The sequence below is a fragment of the Pseudoxanthomonas sp. genome (genome assembly GCF_036845285.1).
In the GTDB taxonomy this organism is placed as follows: Bacteria; Pseudomonadota; Gammaproteobacteria; order Xanthomonadales; family Xanthomonadaceae; genus Pseudoxanthomonas_A.
Genome location: NZ_DAIUEE010000006.1, coordinates 152,071 through 170,306 on the forward strand (window position 1 = coordinate 152,071; position 18,236 = coordinate 170,306).

Sequence of the window (18,236 nt, forward strand, 5' to 3'; positions counted from 1 at the left end):
CTCCCGGATCAGAGCAGCACGCGGCGCATGTCGCCGAGCAGCTGGGCGAGATAGGCGGTGAAGCGCGCGGCGGCGGCGCCGTCGATCACGCGGTGGTCGTAGCTCAGCGACAGCGGCAGCATCAGGCGCGGCTGGAACTGCTTGCCGTCCCACACCGGCTGGATCGACGACTTGGACACGCCCAGGATGGCGACTTCCGGCGCATTGACGATCGGCGTGAACGCCACGCCGCCGATGCCACCCAGCGAGGAGATGGAGAAGCAGCCGCCCGACATCTCGGCCGGGCCGAGCTTGCCGTCGCGCGCCTTCTTGGCCAACTCGCCGCTTTCCTGCGCGATCTCGTTGACGCCCTTCTTGTCGACGTCGCGGACCACCGGCACCACCAGGCCGTTCGGCGTGTCCGCGGCGAAGCCGACATGGAAATACTTCTTCAGCGTGAGGTTCTCGCCGCTGGCATCGAGCGAGGCGTTGAAGTCGGGGAACTTCTTCAGCGCGGAGACGCTGGCCTTCATCAGGAAGGCGAGCATGGTCAGCTTGATGCCGGCCTTTTCGTTTTCCTTGTTCAGCGCCACGCGCAGCGCTTCCAGGTCGGTGATGTCGGCGTGGTCGTGCTGGGTGACGTGCGGGATCATCGCCCAGTTGCGGGCCAGGTTGGCGCCGGAAATCTTCTTGATGCGCGACAGCGCGACGACTTCGGTCTCGCCGAACTTGCTGAAGTCCACCTTCGGCCACGGCAGCAGGTTGAGGCCGCCACCGGATGCGGCCGGCGCACCCGCCGACGCCGGCGCGGCGACACCGCCCGCCAGCGCACCCTTGACGTACTTCTGCACGTCTTCCTTGCTGATGCGGCCACCGCGCTCGCTGCCGTTGACCTGGAGGAGGTCGACGCCGAGCTCGCGGGCGAACAGGCGCACTGCGGGGCTGGCGTAGGCCACCTTGTCCGGCAGCACGCGGTCGGCGTTGAACTCGACCGGCGGCGTGCGCGGCGGCGCGGCTTCCGGATCGATGCCCGGGGTGTCGTCCAGCACGCGCGATGCAGCGGCGGCCACGGCAGGCGCGGCGCGCTCCTGCGCGATCTCGCGCTGGGCCAGCTTGTCCGGCGTCGGCGAGACGGCGACCGGCTCGACCCTGGCGCCGGTCTCGGCGGTGGCGGTCGGCACGGGCGCAGCGGCGGGCTTCGCCTCGGCGGCACCCTCGCTGGCTTCGATCAGCGCAACGACGGCGCCTTCGGCGATCTCGTCGCCCAGCTTGACCTTGATCTCCTTCACCACGCCACTGAACGGCGACGGGACTTCCATCGTCGCCTTGTCCGATTCCAGCGTGACCAGGCCCTGGTCCTTCTTCACCGTGTCGCCGACAGCGACAAGGATCTCGATCACCGGCACGCCATCGTAGTCGCCGATATCGGGGACTTTGGCTTCCTTGATGTCGGACATGGCGTTACTCCGGTGCGGGCGTGAAGAGGGGAACCCCTATTGTGTCCGCAGCGGCGCGATGCGCCAACCATTCCTTCGGGTTAATTGATGTCCACGACGGGACAATGCAGGCCGCTGCGGGCTTGCGCGACCACCTCGCGAGGCGAAGCAGCACAGTGGTATCGCTTTGGTTCGACGCTCGCCCGACACGATACGGCGCCGCATTGTCAGCGCTGCGGCGACAGGAACGGCACGATCGCCGACCACGCGTGCAGCAACGCCTGCTCGCCCATCGCCGCATGGGCCGGGCTGGTCGAAGGCAGCGGGAACACGGCAGGCGTGACGGTGGGCGGCAACGTGGGCTGGACATGCCGACGGTACGCTTCCGCCGCCTTGCCTCCGTTGAGCGCGATCGCCGCGATGCTGCGATGCGTCACCAGCAGGTCGCCGATGGGGTTGGCGACTTCGCTGTTCCGCACGATGCACGCATCCAGGCTGCCGCGGCGCTCGCACTGGCCGATGACGTCCCACAGTCCAACGCCTGCGGAAAGCAGGCCGCGCAGGCGCTCGTCGTACGCAAGATCGGGAGCGAACCCGCACAGGGCCGCCATCACCGGCCAGAAACGATTGCGCGGGTGCGCGTAATAGCGCGTCGCCTGCAGCGAAGCGTCGCCGGGCATCGAGCCGAGCACCAGCACGCGACAGTCATCGCCCACCATCGGCGGCAATCCGGTCAGCACGCGCTCCATGTGTCAGCCGCCCGCGGCCTGCCAGGGCTTCACCACCAGCAATGCGCCCGCGACCACGAGCAGCAGGCCGACCACGCGCAACGCGTCCACCGGTTGCCGCGCATGCAGCACGCCGAAGTGGTCCAGCACGACGGATCCCACCAGTTGCCCGGCCACCACCAGGCAGATCAGCGACGCCGCGCCCAACCGTGGCACCAGCAGCGTGGCCGAGGCCACGAACACCGCACCGATCACGCCACCGGTCCACGCCCACCACGGCACCTTCGCCAAGGCTGCCGGCACGAACACCGGACGCGTCAGCAGCCACCACGCGAGCAACACGCCCGTTCCCACTAGGAAGGAACACAGCGAAGCAAACACCGGGCCGAACGTCTGCCGGCCGAGCGAGGCGTTGATCAACGCCTGCAGCGGCAGCAGCATGCCGATGAAGAGGGCCAGGGCCACGCCGGTCGCATTCATGCGTCATCCCATCCAGTGAGCGGGGAGCGACACGATACGCGAGACCCCCTGCGACGCGGCGTCAACGCCCGCCTGTCATGCGGACTGCGGCATGCCCTGCCGCTGCGAGATCGCGCGCCGCAGCAGCGCCATCGATACCAGCAGCATCGCCATCGGCGCCAGCAACAGGTAGAACGCGCGCGACCCGTCGAAGTGCGCGAACAGCTGCCCGGTCACGTACGAGCCGGTGGTGCCGCCCAGCGCGGAGAACACCACGATCAGCCCCGTCATCGCCGCATGCCGCGACTTCGGCAACGCGCTGAGCACCACCGAATTGATCGCCGGATAGATCGGGGCCATCAGCAGGCCGATCATCGGGAACACGTACACGGCCAGCGGCGCGTTCCACCAGGTCATGCCGTCGCGCGGCTGCACGTTGGCCGCCAGCGGCAGGGCCAGCAGCACCAGTACCGCCATCGCCACCACGCAGCCCGACAACAGCCAGAACCACGGCACGCGCCGCAGCAGTACGCCGCCACCCAGCCGCCCCAGCGCCAGCGAACCGGCGAAAATGCTGGCCGCCTGCACGCTGAGCGTGGTGGGCAGGTGCAGGATCTCGCGGTTGAACGTCGGCAACCAGGTGTTGATCGCTTGTTCCATCAGCACGTAGAGGAAGGCCGACACCAGGAACACCACCACCAGCGGCAATGCCAGCAGGCGGAACATGTCGATGAAGGACTCAGCGGCGGCATGGCCATCCCGCGCCGCGCGCTCGTCCAGCGTGCAGGTCGCCAGCAGCACGACCACCGCGACGCACATCGCGGCCAGCACCCAGTAGACATCCAGCCACACCGGATCACCGGGAGATTCGGCATTGATGAAGGCGGCGAACAGCCACGCGCTGCCAAGGATGCCGACCATGAACCAGCCTTCCACCGTGCTGGTGAGCGCGGCATGCGCCTTCGCGTCTTCGGTCAGCAGGCCGATGCTGGAATAGACCGACACCTTCACCAGCGCGAACGCCACGCCGACCGTGGCGAACAGCAGCTTGGTCGCCCAGAACGCCTGCAGCAGCGGCATCGCCACGCAGGCGGCCGCGACCAGCAGCAGCCCGAGCATCATCGCGCGCCGGTAACCCAGTCGTGGCAGGAACGACGCGACCAGGAACGACGTGACCGCGATCGGCAGGTCCTTGAAGGCTTCGAGCAGGCTGGCATCGGCCTTGGTGATGCCGAAGCCCTGGATGGACTGCAGGATCACCGTGCCCACGGAGTTCAACAGCATGGCGAAGATCATGTAGGTCAGGATCATCGCCAGGATCATGCGGGTGCGCGTCATGGATGGTTCCGGTCGGCTCGTGCGCACCTGGCCGCCGCGACGGCGCTGTGCGGAAGATGGCCGCGCCATCGCACGGCACGACCATCCGGATCAGGAAGAGAGTATCCGCCACCGCGCCGGGAGAGACGGCGCGACGGCGGACGACGGCCCACGCGAGCGTGGGCCGCGGTGCCTCACCAGCGGTAGGCGACGGACGCCTGGTAGGACGTGCCTTCCAGCGGGCGCCCCATGAACACGCCGCCGCTGGTCGCATTGCCCAGCACGCGCGCATTGCCTTCGGTCAGCGCGATCTCGTCGGTGATGTTGCGGCCGGAGAGGGTGAACTCCCAATGGTCGCCGACGTGCGCGCTGGCACCGATGTCCCAGGTGTCGTACTTCGGCAGCACCTGGCCGTTGGCGGGATCGGAGTAGCGGTCGCCCACGTGCGTGTAAGTGGCGAACGCCTTCAGGTCGCCCCACGGCATGGACCAGTAGTAGCTCGGCGTCAGGCGTGCGCGGAACTTCGGCTGCCGTACCACCTGGTTGCCGTCGTAGTCGGCGAAGTCGCCGTACTTGGCGCGCAGCCAGGTCGCGTTCCACGCCAGCTCGAAGCCACCGCCCGGCCGCCACGCGCCCTCGAACTCCAGGCCACGCGCCTTCGAGTCGCCGATGATGACGACGTTGTTGCCGTTGTTGTCGAAGGCCTGGTAACGCAGGCCGGTGAAATCGTTGAAGAACGCGGTCAGGTACATCTCGTACGTCGCGCCGCCCGCCTTCAGGCCCAGTTCGTACTGATCGATCTCGGTCTTGTTGTTGGCGCCATCGCGCAGGTTGTCGAACTGCGGGAAGGTGAAGCCCGAGTTGACCCGGCCGAACAGGCTGACGCTGTCGTTGAGCGTGTAGTTCAGGCCCGCCGTCCACGACACGTCGCTGTCGTTCTGGTCGATGCTGCGCGGCGTGGTCGACACGGAGGTGTTGTTGTCGTACAGGGTGTTCGGATTGCCGTCCAGGTCGACCGTGACCGGATCCCACACGGTGCCGTTCACTTTCTGCCGCTCGTAGCGCACGCCGGCATCCAGGCGGATGCGGTCGTTGACCGTCCATTCGTCGGCGATGAAGAAGGCGGTGTTCTGCCCGTCGTAGTCGCCGCGGATGTTGTAGAACGAGGTACCGACGAAGCCGTCGCGCGTGGCGACCTGCCCGTTGGACAGCGCCAGGTTGACCCGGCGCGCGTTGTCCTGCGCCGTCAGCAGCATGTTGTTGCCCAGCCACCAGCGGTCCTTGGACGAGTAGTCCGCGTAGTACACGCCGAAGGTCAGCGCGTTGCTGTCGGTCAGGTCGACGCTGAAGCGCAGGTCGTTGGTGAACGAGCTGATCTCCTTCTCCACCACCCAGAAGCCCGCCGTCAGCACCTGCTGGTTGGGGTCGACCACGCCGCCACCGTTGACGAACGTGCCGGTGCCGGTCACGCCGGCGCCGTAGGTGTCGGTGATGTACGACGACAGCGTCTGCGGGTTGGCGCCGGTGAACAGCGCATACGTCGGCGCGTCGCCCTTGAGGTAGTTGAACTTGTCGCTGATGGTCCAGTTGCCGACGTACCAGTCCAGCGAGCCGCCGAACACGTCGATGTCCACGCCACGGCCGTCGGCCAGGTCGCGGGTCATCGTCTGGCTACCCACGCCGGTCGGCAGCGTCACCCGGCGGAAATCGTCGCCTACCAGCGTGCCGGTGGTGGCGTCCAGGCCGGGGAAGCTGGAAATGTCCTTGCCGTTGTTGCGCGACACCAGCGGCACCGCCGTGTAGAAGGTGTTCTTGTCGTCGGTGTGGCGCGCATAGAGGTTGAACTCGCCGTCGGCCCAGCGCTTGGTCAGCGTGGCGCTCAGCTGCCCGCCCTTTTCCACCGGGAAGCCGGTCCGGCGTACGCCGTCGGTCTCGCGGTAGAAGCCGCCGACGCTGTAGTACCAGCCGCTGTCGGCACTGAGCGGGCCGCCGCTGTAGAAGTCCACGCGGCGCAGGCTGTCGGTACCCAGCGTCATGCGCACCAGGCCCTCCGGCGTGTCTTCGCCCTTCTTCTGGATGAAATTGACGGTGACGCCCGGCTGGCCGTTGGAGTAGATCGGGCTGGGGCCGCCGCGCAGGCCTTCGACGCGCGCGATGGTGTCGTCGATGCGGAACAGCGTGGTGTTCTCGAGGAACGACAGCGTCGGCGGCGGGAAGATCGGCGAGCCGTCGAGCTGCAGGGTGAAGAAGGGCGCATCGCCTTCGGACGGCATGCCGCGCACGAAGACGTTGGCGCCGGTGCCGCCGCCGCTGGCCTCGGCCCAGACGCCCGGCACGATCTTCAGCAGGTCGGCCGTACTGGTGGGCGCGGTTTCCTGGATCTGTTCCGGCGTCGCGGTGCTGATCGAGAAACTGGCGTCGCGCTTGCGCAGGCCCTTGAACTTGGCGGTACCGCTGACGACGACGGCGTCCAGCGTGGTCGCATCGTCCTTGCCGGCCGGGGCGGTGTCCTGCGCAGCGGCCAGCGCCGGCGCGAGCGCCAGCGCAATGGCGGCCGACAGGGCGTAGCGCATCGGATGTTTGGTGTGTTGCATGGTCTCTCCCTCCACGTAGTGCGTTTGTTGTTGTAGTGACAGGCTGCCGCCGCGGCTTCTGTGGCCACGTGCGGTCAAGGCGAAACGAACGTCCTCAGGTCGAACTCGGCGATGCGGGGAACCACGGCGTCGGCATGGCGCAGTGCGCGCGCATCGCCGATGCCGACGGCCGCCATGCCCGCGGCATGGATGGCCTCGATGCCGGCGGCGGCGTCTTCCACGCCGAGGCAGCGGTGCGCAGGCACGCCCAGCGCGGCCGCGACATCCAGGAAGATGGCCGGGTCCGGCTTGGCGCGCACGATGCGGCCGGCGTCGGCGATGTAGTCGAAGCGGTCGGCGATGCCGAGCTTGTCCAGCAGCGCGGGCGCGTTGCGGCTGGCCGACGCCAGGCCCAGCTTCAGTCCGGCCGAGCGCGCGGCATCCAGCACCTCGCGCACGCCGTCGAACAAGTCCTGCGGACCGACGTTCGCGATTTCCTGCACGTAGTAGCCGTTCTTGGTGTCGGCCAGCGCGCGCTTCTCGTCGGCGGAATACGTGCGCGAAGCGCGTTCCAGGATGATCTCCAGCGACGCCATCCGGTCCACGCCCTTCAGCCGTTCGTTGACCTGCAGGTCGAACGGCACGCCGATCCCGTCGGCCAACCGCTTCCACGCGCGGTAGTGCGTATGCGCGGTGTCGGTCAGCACGCCGTCCAGGTCGAAAATCAACGCATCGCATGCGCGCGGGAACATCGCCTTCGGCGGCGCCGGCACGGCCAGCGGCAGCAGGGCCTGGCGCCCTTGCGCCAGCATCACTTCACTGCCGGCATGGCGGAAGGCGAGCGTGCTGCCTTCGTCCAGCCGATAGCGCACGCCACGCGTATCCACGTCCACCCGCAGCACGCATCCGCGCCAGCGCAGGTTGAAGCCATAGCCGGTCCACGCCGACGGCAGCGTGGGCGCGAACTGCAACAGCCCGTCCACGACGCGCAGGCCGCCGAAACCCTGCACCAGGCCGAGCCAGCTGCCCGCCATTGCGGCCATGTGCACGCCGTGGTCGGTATTGCCGTGCAGGTCGTCCAGGTCCACGCGCAGGCTGGCATCGAAGTAGCCCCACGCTTTCTCGTCCTGTCCCACTTCGCTCGCCAGGATGCCGAACACCGGCGCGGACAGCGTGGAATCGTGGGTGGTGACGGCCTCGTAATAGTCGAAGTCGCGCCGCTTGGCCCCGGCGTCGATGCCATCGCCGGCCAGCACCAGCGCCATCACCACGTCCGCCTGCTTGCAGACCTGGTGGCGGTACAGCGTGAGCGGGTGGTAGTCGAGCAGCAGCGGACGGTGCGGCCCCTCGCGCTTCGGGAACGGCCAGCGCGGCTTGCCGAGGAAATCGTCGTCCTGCGGATGGATACCCAGCGCCTCGTCGACCGGCAGGTACATGGCGTCGGCCGCGCGGTGCCACAGCGCCACCTCCTCCGCATCAAGCCCGATGCGCGATGCCAGCGACGCCAGCGCCTCCGGCCGCTCGGCGGACAGGCGCGACCACGCATCGACCGCGCGCAGCAGATGCCGCTGCGCCATGCGGTTGGTGTACCAGTTGTTGTTGACCAGCGTGGTGTATTCGTCGGGACCGGTCACCTCGTGGATGCAGAACGCACCGTCGAGCCGAGGATTGGAGTGCCCGGCCTGCGGCCAGATGCGCGCGGTTTCGAAAAGAATCTCGGCGCCAGCCTCGCTGAGGAAGTCGAGATCATCGCTGGCGTCGAGATAAAGCCCGATCCCGTACGCGATGGCGGCGTTGATGTGGTACGCCGCCGACCCGCTGGGATAGTGCGCGGAACATTCGCGGCCGGCGATGGTGCGCCACGGATACAGCGCGCCGCGCGGATGGTTCATGGCACGCGCGGTAGCGCGCGCGCCGTCGAGCGTGCGATAGCGGTACATCAGCATCGCGCGCGCCACGTCGGGCGCGGTGAACGCCATGACCGGCAGCACGAAGGCTTCGGTATCCCAGAAGCAGTGGCCTTCGTAGCCCTCGCCGGTGATGCCCTTGGCCGCCGTGCCGGTGATGCCGTCGCGGCCGGCCGACTGCAGCAGGTGGAACAGATTGAAGCGCAGCGCCAGTTCCGCGGCGGGATCGCCGGTGACGGACAGTCCGGCCCGTTGCCAGAACGCCTGCATCGCATCGACCTGCACGGCCGCGATGGCATCGAAGCCTGCCGCGCGCGCGCGCGACAGCACCGCGTCCACGCCATCGGCCGCTGCGCCATTGCCATCGTCGTAGGCGACGAACTTCTCGATCGTCGCCGACGCGCCCGGCTTCAGCGTCGCGACGAAGCGCTGCTCGACGCGGCCGGCACTTGCCGCCGCGCCTTCGAAGATGAGGCCAGGCGACACCCGGTGCTGCTGTGCGCAGACCAGCGCGGCGCCGCTGTGCCGGGTGCGCTGCGTGAGCCTCGCCTGGTCGGCATCCGCGTGTTCGTCCGAGACCTGCAGGTCCTCGCCGCCGTGCACGCCGATGCGGGGATCGTCGCCCTGTTCGACCGCCTGCCGCCCGGTCTCGATGGACGAGACGAGCGTCAACGGCCCCGTGTAGTCGACGGAGGCCACCTCGAAGCGGATCGCGAGCAGCGCGCGCTCGGCGAGCGGCACCACGCGTCGCGCGGTGATCTCGAGCGTGTGGCCTTGAGGCGTCTTCAGCCGCAGGCGGCGATCCAGCGCGCCGGCCGCGAGGTCCAGCGTTCGTTCGAAGTCCAGCCATTCGCTGTCTTCCACGCGCAGGAGCAGGTCGCCCAGCCGCACCCGGATGTGCTTGCCTTCGGCCACCGGCACGCGCGTGTCGGTGCTGCGGGTGAAGCCGGGGAAACGCTCGTGGTAGTGGATCGGGTTCTGCTCGAACACGCTGGACAGGAACGTGCCGTCGCTGGCGCTGTCGCCCTCCTCCAGCGCGCCGCGCACGCCGAGCGTGCCGTTGGCCAGCGCGAACAGGGTTTCGTCGCGTGCGGCCCGCGCGGCGTCGAAACCGTGCTGCGTGAGTCGCCACGGATCCTGGCGCCCCCGGCTGGCGTCCCCGGCGAGGCCCGCTGTTTCCTTGCTGCTCTGCTGCACCGACATCCCCACGCTGGCCTGGTCCTTCCCGGGACCGACAGCCCGGGCGGAGGCACGCTAGGAGGCACTGTTATCGATGTCAAGTTATCGATGTCAGGCCGCAGGCATGGCTGTCAGGAAGGGGCGCACGCCGCGCCTTCTTCCAGAATAAAATTCAATAATTTCAGTCGGTTGCAGCGTATCGACGGGAGCACGGGCAGGCGCAGCACCCGCCCGAAAGTCGCTGCGATGCAGCAGCGCCCAGCGCTCAGGTGGCGCGGACCACCAGATGCGTCGGCAGGGTCTCGGAGGCGGCCACCTCTCCCTCGATCAGGGCGCGTACCTTGCGCGCGAGCAGCACGCCGGCGTCGATGAAGTTCTGGTGCACGGACGTCAGGGGAGGCACGTAGGTGGCGCCCAGCGGCGTGTCGTCGTAGCCGATCACCGACACGTCCTCGGGCACGCGGCGGCCCCGCTCGATCAGCGCACGGATCGCGCCGATGGCCAGCAGGTCGCTGGCCGCGAACAGGGCATCGACCTGCGGATGCGCTTCCAGCAATGCGTGCACGGCTTCCGCGCCCGCACCGACGGTGAAGCTGGCGACGGTAGGCGTCAGCGGCGTGATGCCGTGCCGGGCCAGCGCGCCCGCGAACCCGTCCAGACGCTCGGCGAATTCGCCATGCGCCGGGTCGCCGAGGAACGCGGGGCGACGGCGCCCGAGCGCGATGAAACGCTCCGCCGCGAGCGCTCCGCCGCGCCGGTTGTCGCTGCCCACCACGACCTGCGATTCGTGCCGGCTGACCGCGCCCCAGACGACCATCGGCCGCCCCCAGCGCTGCACTTCGTGCATCGCATCCTCGTGCGCGCCCTGCCCGAGCAGGATGACGCCGTCGGCCGCCTGCACGTTCGGCAGCGCGCCGCCCTGCAATGACGTCAGCAGCACGCTGTAGCCGGTGGAGGTGAGTTCCTGGGTGATGCCGCCCAGCAAATCGAGCGGATACGGCCCGGACATCTGCCGCTCCACGGTGGGCTTCATCTCGACCACCACCGCCACCGTCATGCTGCGGCGGAGCTTGAGATTGCGGGCGCTGACATTGAACGCATAGCCGTACTGCTGCGCGACCTGCCGCACGCGTTCGCGCGTTTCGGCATTGACCAGCGGACTGTCGCGCAGCGCGCGCGATACGGTGATCGCGGACACCCCCGCCACCTTCGCCAGGTCCGCCATGGTCAGGTGCCCGCCCGGTACGGGCATCTCCGTTCCGGCGCGGGGCTTGCGTTTGGCAGGGGGCATGCGGGTCACTTCCGTGCGCGGCTGGCTTCGTAGTGCGCAATATGCGCGCTCACCGGCGTCGATGCGATCACGGCGCCGATCACCTCGGGCAGCAGGTCATCCAGCGCCTGGAAGCGCAGGCAGCGCTTGCCCATGTCCAGTTTCTTCTCCGCATCCGCGTACGCGTTGCGCAGCACCACATCCTGTGCGGAATGCTCATGGCATGCGGTCAGGTACAGCGCGTAGTGCTGCTTCTGCGCCGCCAGCGCGACATACGACAGCGGCTGCCGGTTGTAGGTGGTGGGGTACCGCGACAGCGGGATCTCCCAGCTGACCATGCCCCAGCTCATCGTCTCGACGTAGCCGGCTGGCAGATGCCGGTTGACCAGGTCACGGACCGCCGACACCACGGCGCGGCGCTCCTCCGGCAGTTCCGCCAGATACTCGTCGACCGTCTTTGCCTCGCTGCTTGCCATGGTGGCCCCTCCTCGTCGCCGGAACAGTAGCGCAACCGCAAGAAGCCACCAAGCACCGGACGCAGCGGCGTTCGCCATCGTCGATGAGTTCCGCAACGACAGCGGATGGATGAACCGCGCCGGTCAGCGATATGCACGCGCAGTGAAATACGCATGAACGCAGCGGAAGAAATCGCCGGATTCGCGATCCGTTCACGTCGCGACGTGGGAGACGTTCATGCGTGGCTGGTTACGGTGCGCTCGCCCTCGGTGACGTCGCGGCACACGCCGCATCGCATCGACGGGACATAAGAAAACAGCAACAGGAGAATCTTGCATGACTTCGCTTCGTACCCTCACCATTGCCCTCGCTTCGCTGGTCGCCGTCCCCGCCGCTTTCGCGCAGGACGCGTCGACCGACGCCTCCTACTCCTCCGCCAGCGGCAAGCGCTTCGCCGTCGTCGGCGGTGCGGCCATCCTCAAGCCCGACCGCGATCCCGCGCCCGGCCTGAAGATCGATGGCGACGTCGCCCCGGTGATCAGCGCCAGCTGGTACGCCACCGACAACATCGCGGTCGAGTTGTGGGGTGCCGCCGACAAGTTCAACCATCGCGTGAAGGCGGACGGCCCCGGCAAGATCGGCACTGTAGACCAGCAGCCGATCGCGCTGAGCGGCCAGTACCATTTCGGCGCGCCGGACAAGGTCATGCGCCCGTTCGTGGGCCTGGGCTACTACGAGTCCAACTTCAGTAACGAGACCATCGGTGGCGACGGCGCGCACGTGGGCCTGGAAACCGCCAAGGGCGCCATGGCCACGGCGGGCATGGACTTCAACATCAACCAGACCTGGTTCGCACGCGCCGATGCGCGCTACATGAAGGGCGACGCCGGCGTGCGCGTCGGCGGCCAGGGCACCGGCGAAGAACTGACGATCGACCCGTGGGTCGTGGGCGTGGGTATCGGCGCGCGCTTCTGATCGTTGCTCCAACGCGTCGATACGGCGGCGGGCCTTCGGGTCCGCCGCTTTTTTTTGATTTCACTACCGGGCGTGATGGCCGCGCAGGCGCTGCAGCCGCGCAACGCGCCACTTCACGCCCCACGCATAGACCAGGTAGTGGCCGAGCAGCAGGCCTGCCACCGCCAGCAGGCTGCCATGACCGCTGAGCAAGGCATGTGCGGGCATCGCATGCCCGGCCTGCCCGTAGTGCGCCATCTGCACGAAGCCGAGCACGATGCGTGCGGCGACGACGGCGACCAGCAGCAATGCCAGCCACGCGTTGGGCTGGTAGAACACGCCCTGCGGTGCCACCTCCCAGCGCGTCAGCCACAGGCCCAGCAGGCCGAGCACGGCGCCCGCCGCCAACCCTGCGCCGGCGCCCAGCAGGCTGTCCGGCCACCAGAACAAGCCGAACGCGCTCATCGCGAGGAAGATCGCCACCGACACCAGCAGGCTCCAGGCATTGAAGGCCAGCAGCCAGCCCCGCGCCATCCGGCGTGCGCGACCGTAGCGGTAGCGCTGCCATAGCGACAGTGGCAACAGCACCACCCACAGGGCGAGCAGCAGGAACACGAACAGCAGGACAAGGAGGATCGGCATGCCCGGCATCATGCCGCAAAATGGAATGGCGTCAGGGATGCTCCGCTTCCACATGCACCGTTTCCCGGCGCAGCAGGTACAGGCCGCTTGCGACGATGATGCCGGCTCCGATCCAGGTGACGCCGTCCGGCAGCACGGACCACAGGGCCACGTCGAGCAGCACGCCCCACAGCAACGCGGTGTACTCCAGCGGCGCGATCAACGACGCCTCGCCACGGCGGAAGGCTTCGGTCAGCGCCACCTGTGCGAGCGAGCCGGACACGCCGACGCCGGCGATGATCCAGCCATGCGCAGGTTGCAACGGCATCCATGCCGGCAGCGCCAGCACCGAGGCGCCCAGCGAGAGCAGCACGACGAACCAGAACACCATCGCCTGCGTGCTGTCGCGCTGCGCCAGCATGCGCACGGTGACCGCGCCCAGCGCATAGCAGACGGCCGCAAGCAGGATTGTCAGTCCGCCGGCGGTCAGCATGCCGTCGCCGGTGGGCCGCAGGATCACCAGCACGCCAACCAGGCCGATGCCGATGGCGGCCCAGCGGCCGGCGCCCACCTTTTCCTTCAACAGGGGTCCCGCCATCGCGGTGACCAGCAGCGGTGCGACGAAGGTGATGGCGTACGCGGTGGACAGCGGCATCGTGCGCAGGCCGTAGACGAAGCCCACCATCATCACCACGCCCAATGCACCGCGCAGCAGGTGCAGCGGCCAGTGCACGCGCAGCAGCGAGCGCGCCGGCACGGTCGCCAGCACCCACACCGTCACCAGCGGCAGTGACGACAGGCCGCGCAGGGCCGCGACCTGCAAGGGCGGATAGTGCGGCGCCAGCAGCTTCAGGCCCGCATCCATCAGGGCGAACATGAGCACGGCCGCCAGCATCAGCAGGACGGCGGGGGTGAGGGACGGACGGGATGCGGCCATCGCCCATTATCACCGCCCGCCACTCGGTGGCGAAGGCGGCACGGTAGAATGCCCGGGTACCAACTGGATGATGCCCATGCCCTCCTTCGACGTCGTTTCCGAAGTCAACGCCCACGAACTGACCAACGCCGTGGACCAGGCCAACCGCGAACTGTCCACCCGCTTCGATTTCAAGGGCGTGGAGGCGAAGTTCGTGCTGGAGGAGAAGCTGATCACGCAGTCCGCGCCCAGCGATTTCCAGCTCAAGCAGATGACGGACATCCTGCGCGCGCGGCTGCTGGCCCGCCAGATCGACGTGCGTTGCCTCGAATTCGGCGACGTGGAAACCAACCTGGCCGGCGCGCGCCAGAAGGTCACCGTCCAGCAGGGCATCGAGCAGAAACTGGCGAAGAAGATCGTCGCCACCCTCAAGGACGCCAAGCTGAAAGTCGAGGCGCAGATCAATGGCGACAAGCTGCGCGTGACCGGCAAGAAGCGCGACGACCTGCAGGATGCCATCGCCCTGCTGAAGAAGACCGAATTCGAACTGCCGCTGCAGTTCGACAACTTCCGTGACTGATACCACCGCCCCGGCCGAAGCCGTCGACCCTCTGGACGCAACACGGCGCTGGGTGGAGCGCGCGGTGATCGGCCTCAACCTGTGCCCGTTCGCCAAGGCGGTGTACATGAAGCAGCAGGTACGCATCGTGCTGAGCGATGCCAGCACGCCGGAAGCGCTGCTCGAGGAACTCGCGGAAGAACTGGTGCTGCTGCGCGATACCGATCCCGGAAAGGTCGACACCACGCTGATCGTGCACCCGGATGTACTGACGGATTTCCTGGACTACAACGACTTCCTCGACAACGCCGATGCCGCGGTCGAGGCCTTGGATCTGCAGGGCGAGATCCAGGTGGCCAGCTTCCACCCGGACTACCAGTTCGCCGGCACGATGCCCGACGACATCAGCAACTACACCAACCGCTCGCCCTACCCCACCCTGCACCTGCTGCGCGAAGCCAGCATCGACCGCGCGGTGGAAGCCTTCCCCGATCCCGACGTGATCGTCGAGCGCAACGTGAAGACGCTGGATGCGCTGGGGCATGCGGGGTGGGCGAAGCTGTTCGTGGACTGACAAAACGGACCGCGATATTGGGCGCGGGGATACTGGATGTGGGAGCGACGTAAGTCGCGATGCTTTGCTTCTCCATCGCGAGGATAGTCAAAGCCAGACCGCATCCCACCACGGATACTGCCCCACACTTCGCGCAAGGCCCGCGCGCAGCGGATTGGCCACGATGTAACGTGCCGCCGCCAGGACGGCAGGACCGCTCCGCAACGAGCGATCGTGGAAACCCTTCTCCCAGACATGTCCGGCATCGGGATATTGAAGGCGAATCATCCTGGCGCTGTTGGATTTCACTCGCTGGATAGTGGTCGACAGATCGTCCAGCGACCCCAGTTCGATCACGCCATGCCAATGATCCGGCATCAGTACCCAGCACAGCAGCCGCGACCGATACCAGAGCCGCGCTGCGGTGAGGGTTTGGCAAGCGTAGTTTGCCAGGTCGGATTGTTCGAACAGCGGACGGCGCTCTGCTGTGGTGAATGTCACCAGATAGGCCTGACCCGGCTCGGAGAAGCGGCCTTTTCTCAGTTCAGAGTATCCCGACATGCCAACGCTCCCGTGAAAGAGACGAGCATGGCAAGCACCGAAGGAATCGCCATCGGAGGTTTACCCGACGGGATCTCGGAATTCGGGCCAGAAGCTTCGCGACTTACGTCGCTCCCACGTCAGATGTCCAGAGGCGATCCCAGCCGCCGCTCCAGCAACAGTCGCACCTCATCCAGCGACGGCAGAATGGTGTGGCCAAGCGCGCGCACCGCGTCATCCGGCACCAGCAGGTCGGGAATCTGGATCGGGTACATGCCCGCAGCCAGCGCGGCACGCACGCCGGTCGGCGAATCTTCCAGCACCAGGCACTGCGCGGGGTCGACGCCCAGCATGTGCGCGGCCAGCAGGTAGACGTCCGGCGCGGGCTTGGGGTGTTCGACATCGCTGCTGGTGCATACCACATCGAAATGAGGCAGCAAGCCAGAGGCCTTGAGCTTCTTCAGTGCCAGCGGACGCCGTGTGGACGTGGCGACGGCACGGGGAATGCCGCGCGCCTGCAGGAAATCCAGCATCGCGATGATGCCGGGACGATGCGGCACGCCCGCCGCGACGACGGCCTCGTACAACACATGCGAGCGTTGCAGCACGCGATCGCGCTCGACCTCACCGATGGCCTCGTCCAGCAGATGCCGGCACACGGCTTCGCTGTGACCCACCATCGACAGCCACAGCACCTCGGGCAGCTCATGACCGAGCTCGCGTGATGCTTCCGCCAGACAACCGATGATGGCGCGCTCGCTGTCGAGCATCAGGCCATCCATGTCGAAGATCACCGCCGACGGCGTGAACGGCAGCGCTCGTGCCGTCATTCGCCTGCCCCGAACAGCCGTCGCAGGTCGCCTTCGTCGAGGATGCGCCACTGGCCTTCGGGCAATCCGTCCAGCGTCAGGCCGCCGACACGGCTGCGATGCAGCGCCTCCACGTGGTTGCCGACGGCGGCGAACATGCGCCGCACCTGGTGGTAACGCCCTTCCGTGAGCGTGAGCTGCGCATGACGCGGATCGATGACATGCAGCGCCGCTGGCGCGAGTGGCGTCTGTTCCGACTCCAGCATCAACGTGCCGCTGGCGAAGATCGCCGCCTCGTCGCCACGCAGATCCTCTGCCAGCGTGGCGTCGTAGACCTTGGGCAGATTCGCTTTCGGCGAAATGATCCGGTGCAGCAGGCCACCGTCATCGGTCAGCAGCAACACGCCGCTGGTCTCGCGATCCAGGCGGCCCACCGTGGAAAGCACCGGCGAGCGGTCGCGGAAGCGCTGCGGGAACAGGTCGTAGACGATGCGTCCGGTGTCCTTGGTCGAGCAGGTATAGCCGACCGGTTTATGCAGCAGGATCGCCAGGCCGGGGGCAGGATCCAGCGGTTCGCCATCCACGCGGATCGCAGTGTGGTCGACCGGATCGTCGGCATACAGCACTTCGCCGTCGGCATCGGTGATGCGCCCCTCGCGGAACATCCACTGCACCTGCTTGCGGCTGCCGTAGCCGAGGTTGGCGATGTGCTTGACGATCTTCATCCGCTCACCGCCTCGCCTTGACAGCCGCGATGACCTTGAAGCCGTCGCGCTCGCCGGCCACGCGCACCTCGCCGAAGCTGTCGTTCAAGGTCTGCTCGTACGGCAGGTGGCGATTGGCCACCAGCCACAGGCGGCCACCCGGCTTCAGTGCGGCGGCGGCGGCAGTGATGAAGCGCTGGCCGATGTCAGGGCGGTCCGCGCGGCTCTGCGTATGGAACGGCGGATTGCTGACGATGAAGTCGTAGCGTTCCGGCAAACCGGCCGTGACGTCATGCCAGCGGAAATCGAGACGCGCGGAAGACGCGGTGTTGTCCATGTTGTCCCTCGCCAGTGCCAGCGCACGCGCCTCCGCTTCGTAGAGATCCAGCGCGGTGATGCCGGGGCAGCGTTCAAGCAACGACAGCGACAGGAAGCCCCAGCCCGCGCCGAGATCCGCGCCATGCCCGGCGATGTCGTCCGGCAGGCATTCGACCAGCAGCGCGGACGCCGGATCGATGCGGTTCCAGGCGAACACGCCCGGCCGGCTGAGGAAGCGACCACCTTCGATACGACGTGGCGCGTCGAGTGCCACCCATTGCTTCAGCAGTGTCCCCTCCATGGTCTCGGCCGGCGGCCGGGTCCAGAACGTGCGGCAGTGGAACTTGGTCAGCGTACCGGCCAGCCCGGCGAGCTGCTTCAGGTCGGCCTCGCCCGATTTCGCGCCCTCGTTGTTGGTCATCGCCGCGACGACGATGCCGCCCGGTGCGACGAGTTGCACCGCACGCGCCAGCAATGCGCGCGCCTCGTCGCGCTGGCGGGGCGGCAAGACCAGCACCAGCGGATAACGCGCGCCGTCGGCCGCGGCATCGGCCACCACACGCAATCCTGCGCGTTCGAGCAGTTCGGCGTCCGGTCGGAAGCTCTGTTCGCAGACCAGCGATTCGAGCGGGAACTGCCGCAGCGCCGCGCCATCGCGCGCGCGCAGGAACAGGACGGAACCCTGCGGCCAGGCCAGCGGACCCTGGGCGAACGGCAGCATCAGCGCGTCGAGCGCGGGATCGGAGAATCGGGAGGCCACGGACGGCACGCTACGGAAAGGAGGACGCCATTCTAGCGGTTGGCCACCGGGAGCCGCGTTGGCGATCGGGTCGAGATGGCGTACACGCTGCACCTGATGGTCTGCGGCAAGGCGGAATGCTGGCTCGTTTCTTCTTTTATCCCGTCTTGCGATGCGATACGGCGCGCCCGCCCTGCCCGGGGACAGGATTGAGCGCGT

Annotated in this window: 17 protein-coding genes; 3 read left to right on the top strand and 14 right to left on the bottom strand. The window is 67.7% G+C overall.

All coding sequences use genetic code 11. From position 1 onward, the window contains the following. Positions 1–8 precede the first annotated feature (8 nt). The 8 genes from V7060_RS09565 to V7060_RS09600 all read right to left on the bottom strand — a co-directional run bounded on the left by V7060_RS09565 (position 9) and on the right by V7060_RS09600 (position 11,324). A complete protein-coding gene (locus tag V7060_RS09565) occupies positions 9–1,436 on the bottom strand; it encodes a dihydrolipoyllysine-residue acetyltransferase (RefSeq protein ID WP_334179008.1) in 1,428 nt (475 codons plus the stop codon). A 206-nt stretch (positions 1,437–1,642) separates the two neighbouring features. After that, positions 1,643–2,164, bottom strand: a complete 522-nt coding sequence (locus V7060_RS09570; RefSeq protein ID WP_334179009.1) for a DNA-deoxyinosine glycosylase — start codon at positions 2,162–2,164, stop codon at positions 1,643–1,645. 3 nt (positions 2,165–2,167) lie between these two features. Next, complete coding sequence (locus V7060_RS09575; protein WP_334179010.1) at positions 2,168–2,623, bottom strand: DMT family transporter; 456 nt, start codon at positions 2,621–2,623, stop codon at positions 2,168–2,170. 75 nt (positions 2,624–2,698) lie between these two features. Next, on the bottom strand, positions 2,699–3,940 hold the full coding sequence (locus tag V7060_RS09580; protein WP_334179011.1) for an MFS transporter: 1,242 nt from the start codon (positions 3,938–3,940) through the stop codon (positions 2,699–2,701). Positions 3,941–4,113: 173 nt separating this feature from the next. Next, positions 4,114–6,513, bottom strand: a complete 2,400-nt coding sequence (locus V7060_RS09585) for a TonB-dependent receptor (RefSeq protein WP_334179012.1) — start codon at positions 6,511–6,513, stop codon at positions 4,114–4,116. A 74-nt stretch (positions 6,514–6,587) separates the two neighbouring features. Further along, positions 6,588–9,596 (bottom strand): beta-phosphoglucomutase, encoded by a 3,009-nt coding sequence (gene pgmB, locus V7060_RS09590; RefSeq protein ID WP_334179013.1) that lies wholly within the window; start codon positions 9,594–9,596, stop codon positions 6,588–6,590. A 247-nt stretch (positions 9,597–9,843) separates the two neighbouring features. Continuing rightward, complete coding sequence (locus tag V7060_RS09595) at positions 9,844–10,869, bottom strand: LacI family DNA-binding transcriptional regulator (RefSeq protein ID WP_334179014.1); 1,026 nt, start codon at positions 10,867–10,869, stop codon at positions 9,844–9,846. 5 nt (positions 10,870–10,874) lie between these two features. Further along, a complete protein-coding gene (locus tag V7060_RS09600; RefSeq protein ID WP_334179015.1) occupies positions 10,875–11,324 on the bottom strand; it encodes a DUF1801 domain-containing protein in 450 nt (149 codons plus the stop codon). A 316-nt stretch (positions 11,325–11,640) separates the two neighbouring features. Here V7060_RS09600 and V7060_RS09605 point away from each other — a divergent pair, with 316 nt between their 5' ends. Next, positions 11,641–12,279: an OmpW family outer membrane protein gene (locus V7060_RS09605; RefSeq protein ID WP_334179016.1), complete on the top strand. Its 639-nt coding sequence runs from the start codon at positions 11,641–11,643 to the stop codon at positions 12,277–12,279. 63 nt (positions 12,280–12,342) lie between these two features. On the opposite strand, the gene V7060_RS09610 is transcribed toward V7060_RS09605, so the two are convergent. Further along, positions 12,343–12,900, bottom strand: coding sequence for a DUF1453 domain-containing protein (locus tag V7060_RS09610; RefSeq protein ID WP_334179017.1), 558 nt, complete (start codon positions 12,898–12,900; stop codon positions 12,343–12,345). 31 nt (positions 12,901–12,931) lie between these two features. Continuing rightward, entirely contained in the window at positions 12,932–13,816 is an 885-nt protein-coding gene (locus tag V7060_RS09615) for a DMT family transporter (protein ID WP_334179018.1), read from the bottom strand. 76 nt (positions 13,817–13,892) lie between these two features. On the opposite strand from V7060_RS09615, the gene V7060_RS09620 reads away from it, so the two are divergent. Further along, a complete protein-coding gene (locus V7060_RS09620; protein ID WP_334179019.1) occupies positions 13,893–14,375 on the top strand; it encodes a YajQ family cyclic di-GMP-binding protein in 483 nt (160 codons plus the stop codon). After that, the gene (locus V7060_RS09625) at positions 14,368–14,928 is read left to right on the top strand and encodes a DUF1415 domain-containing protein (protein WP_334179020.1); all 561 of its coding nucleotides are present in this window, start codon (positions 14,368–14,370) and stop codon (positions 14,926–14,928) included. The genes V7060_RS09620 and V7060_RS09625 overlap by 8 nt, the downstream gene beginning before the upstream one ends. An 87-nt stretch (positions 14,929–15,015) precedes the next feature. Here the strand turns inward: V7060_RS09625 and V7060_RS09630 are convergent, their stop codons facing one another. The 4 genes from V7060_RS09630 to V7060_RS09645 all read right to left on the bottom strand — a co-directional run bounded on the left by V7060_RS09630 (position 15,016) and on the right by V7060_RS09645 (position 17,999). Next, entirely contained in the window at positions 15,016–15,468 is a 453-nt protein-coding gene (locus V7060_RS09630; protein ID WP_334179021.1) for a transposase, read from the bottom strand. A gap of 119 nt (positions 15,469–15,587) precedes the next feature. Then, a complete protein-coding gene (locus V7060_RS09635) occupies positions 15,588–16,277 on the bottom strand; it encodes an HAD family phosphatase (protein WP_334179022.1) in 690 nt (229 codons plus the stop codon). Continuing rightward, positions 16,274–16,981 carry a pseudouridine synthase gene (locus tag V7060_RS09640; protein WP_334179023.1) on the bottom strand — a complete coding sequence of 236 codons (708 nt, stop codon included), beginning with the start codon at positions 16,979–16,981 and terminating at the stop codon, positions 16,274–16,276. The genes V7060_RS09635 and V7060_RS09640 overlap by 4 nt, the downstream gene beginning before the upstream one ends. Before the next feature lie 4 nt (positions 16,982–16,985). After that, a complete protein-coding gene (locus V7060_RS09645) occupies positions 16,986–17,999 on the bottom strand; it encodes a methyltransferase (protein WP_334179121.1) in 1,014 nt (337 codons plus the stop codon). Between the last annotated feature and the right edge of the window lie 237 nt (positions 18,000–18,236).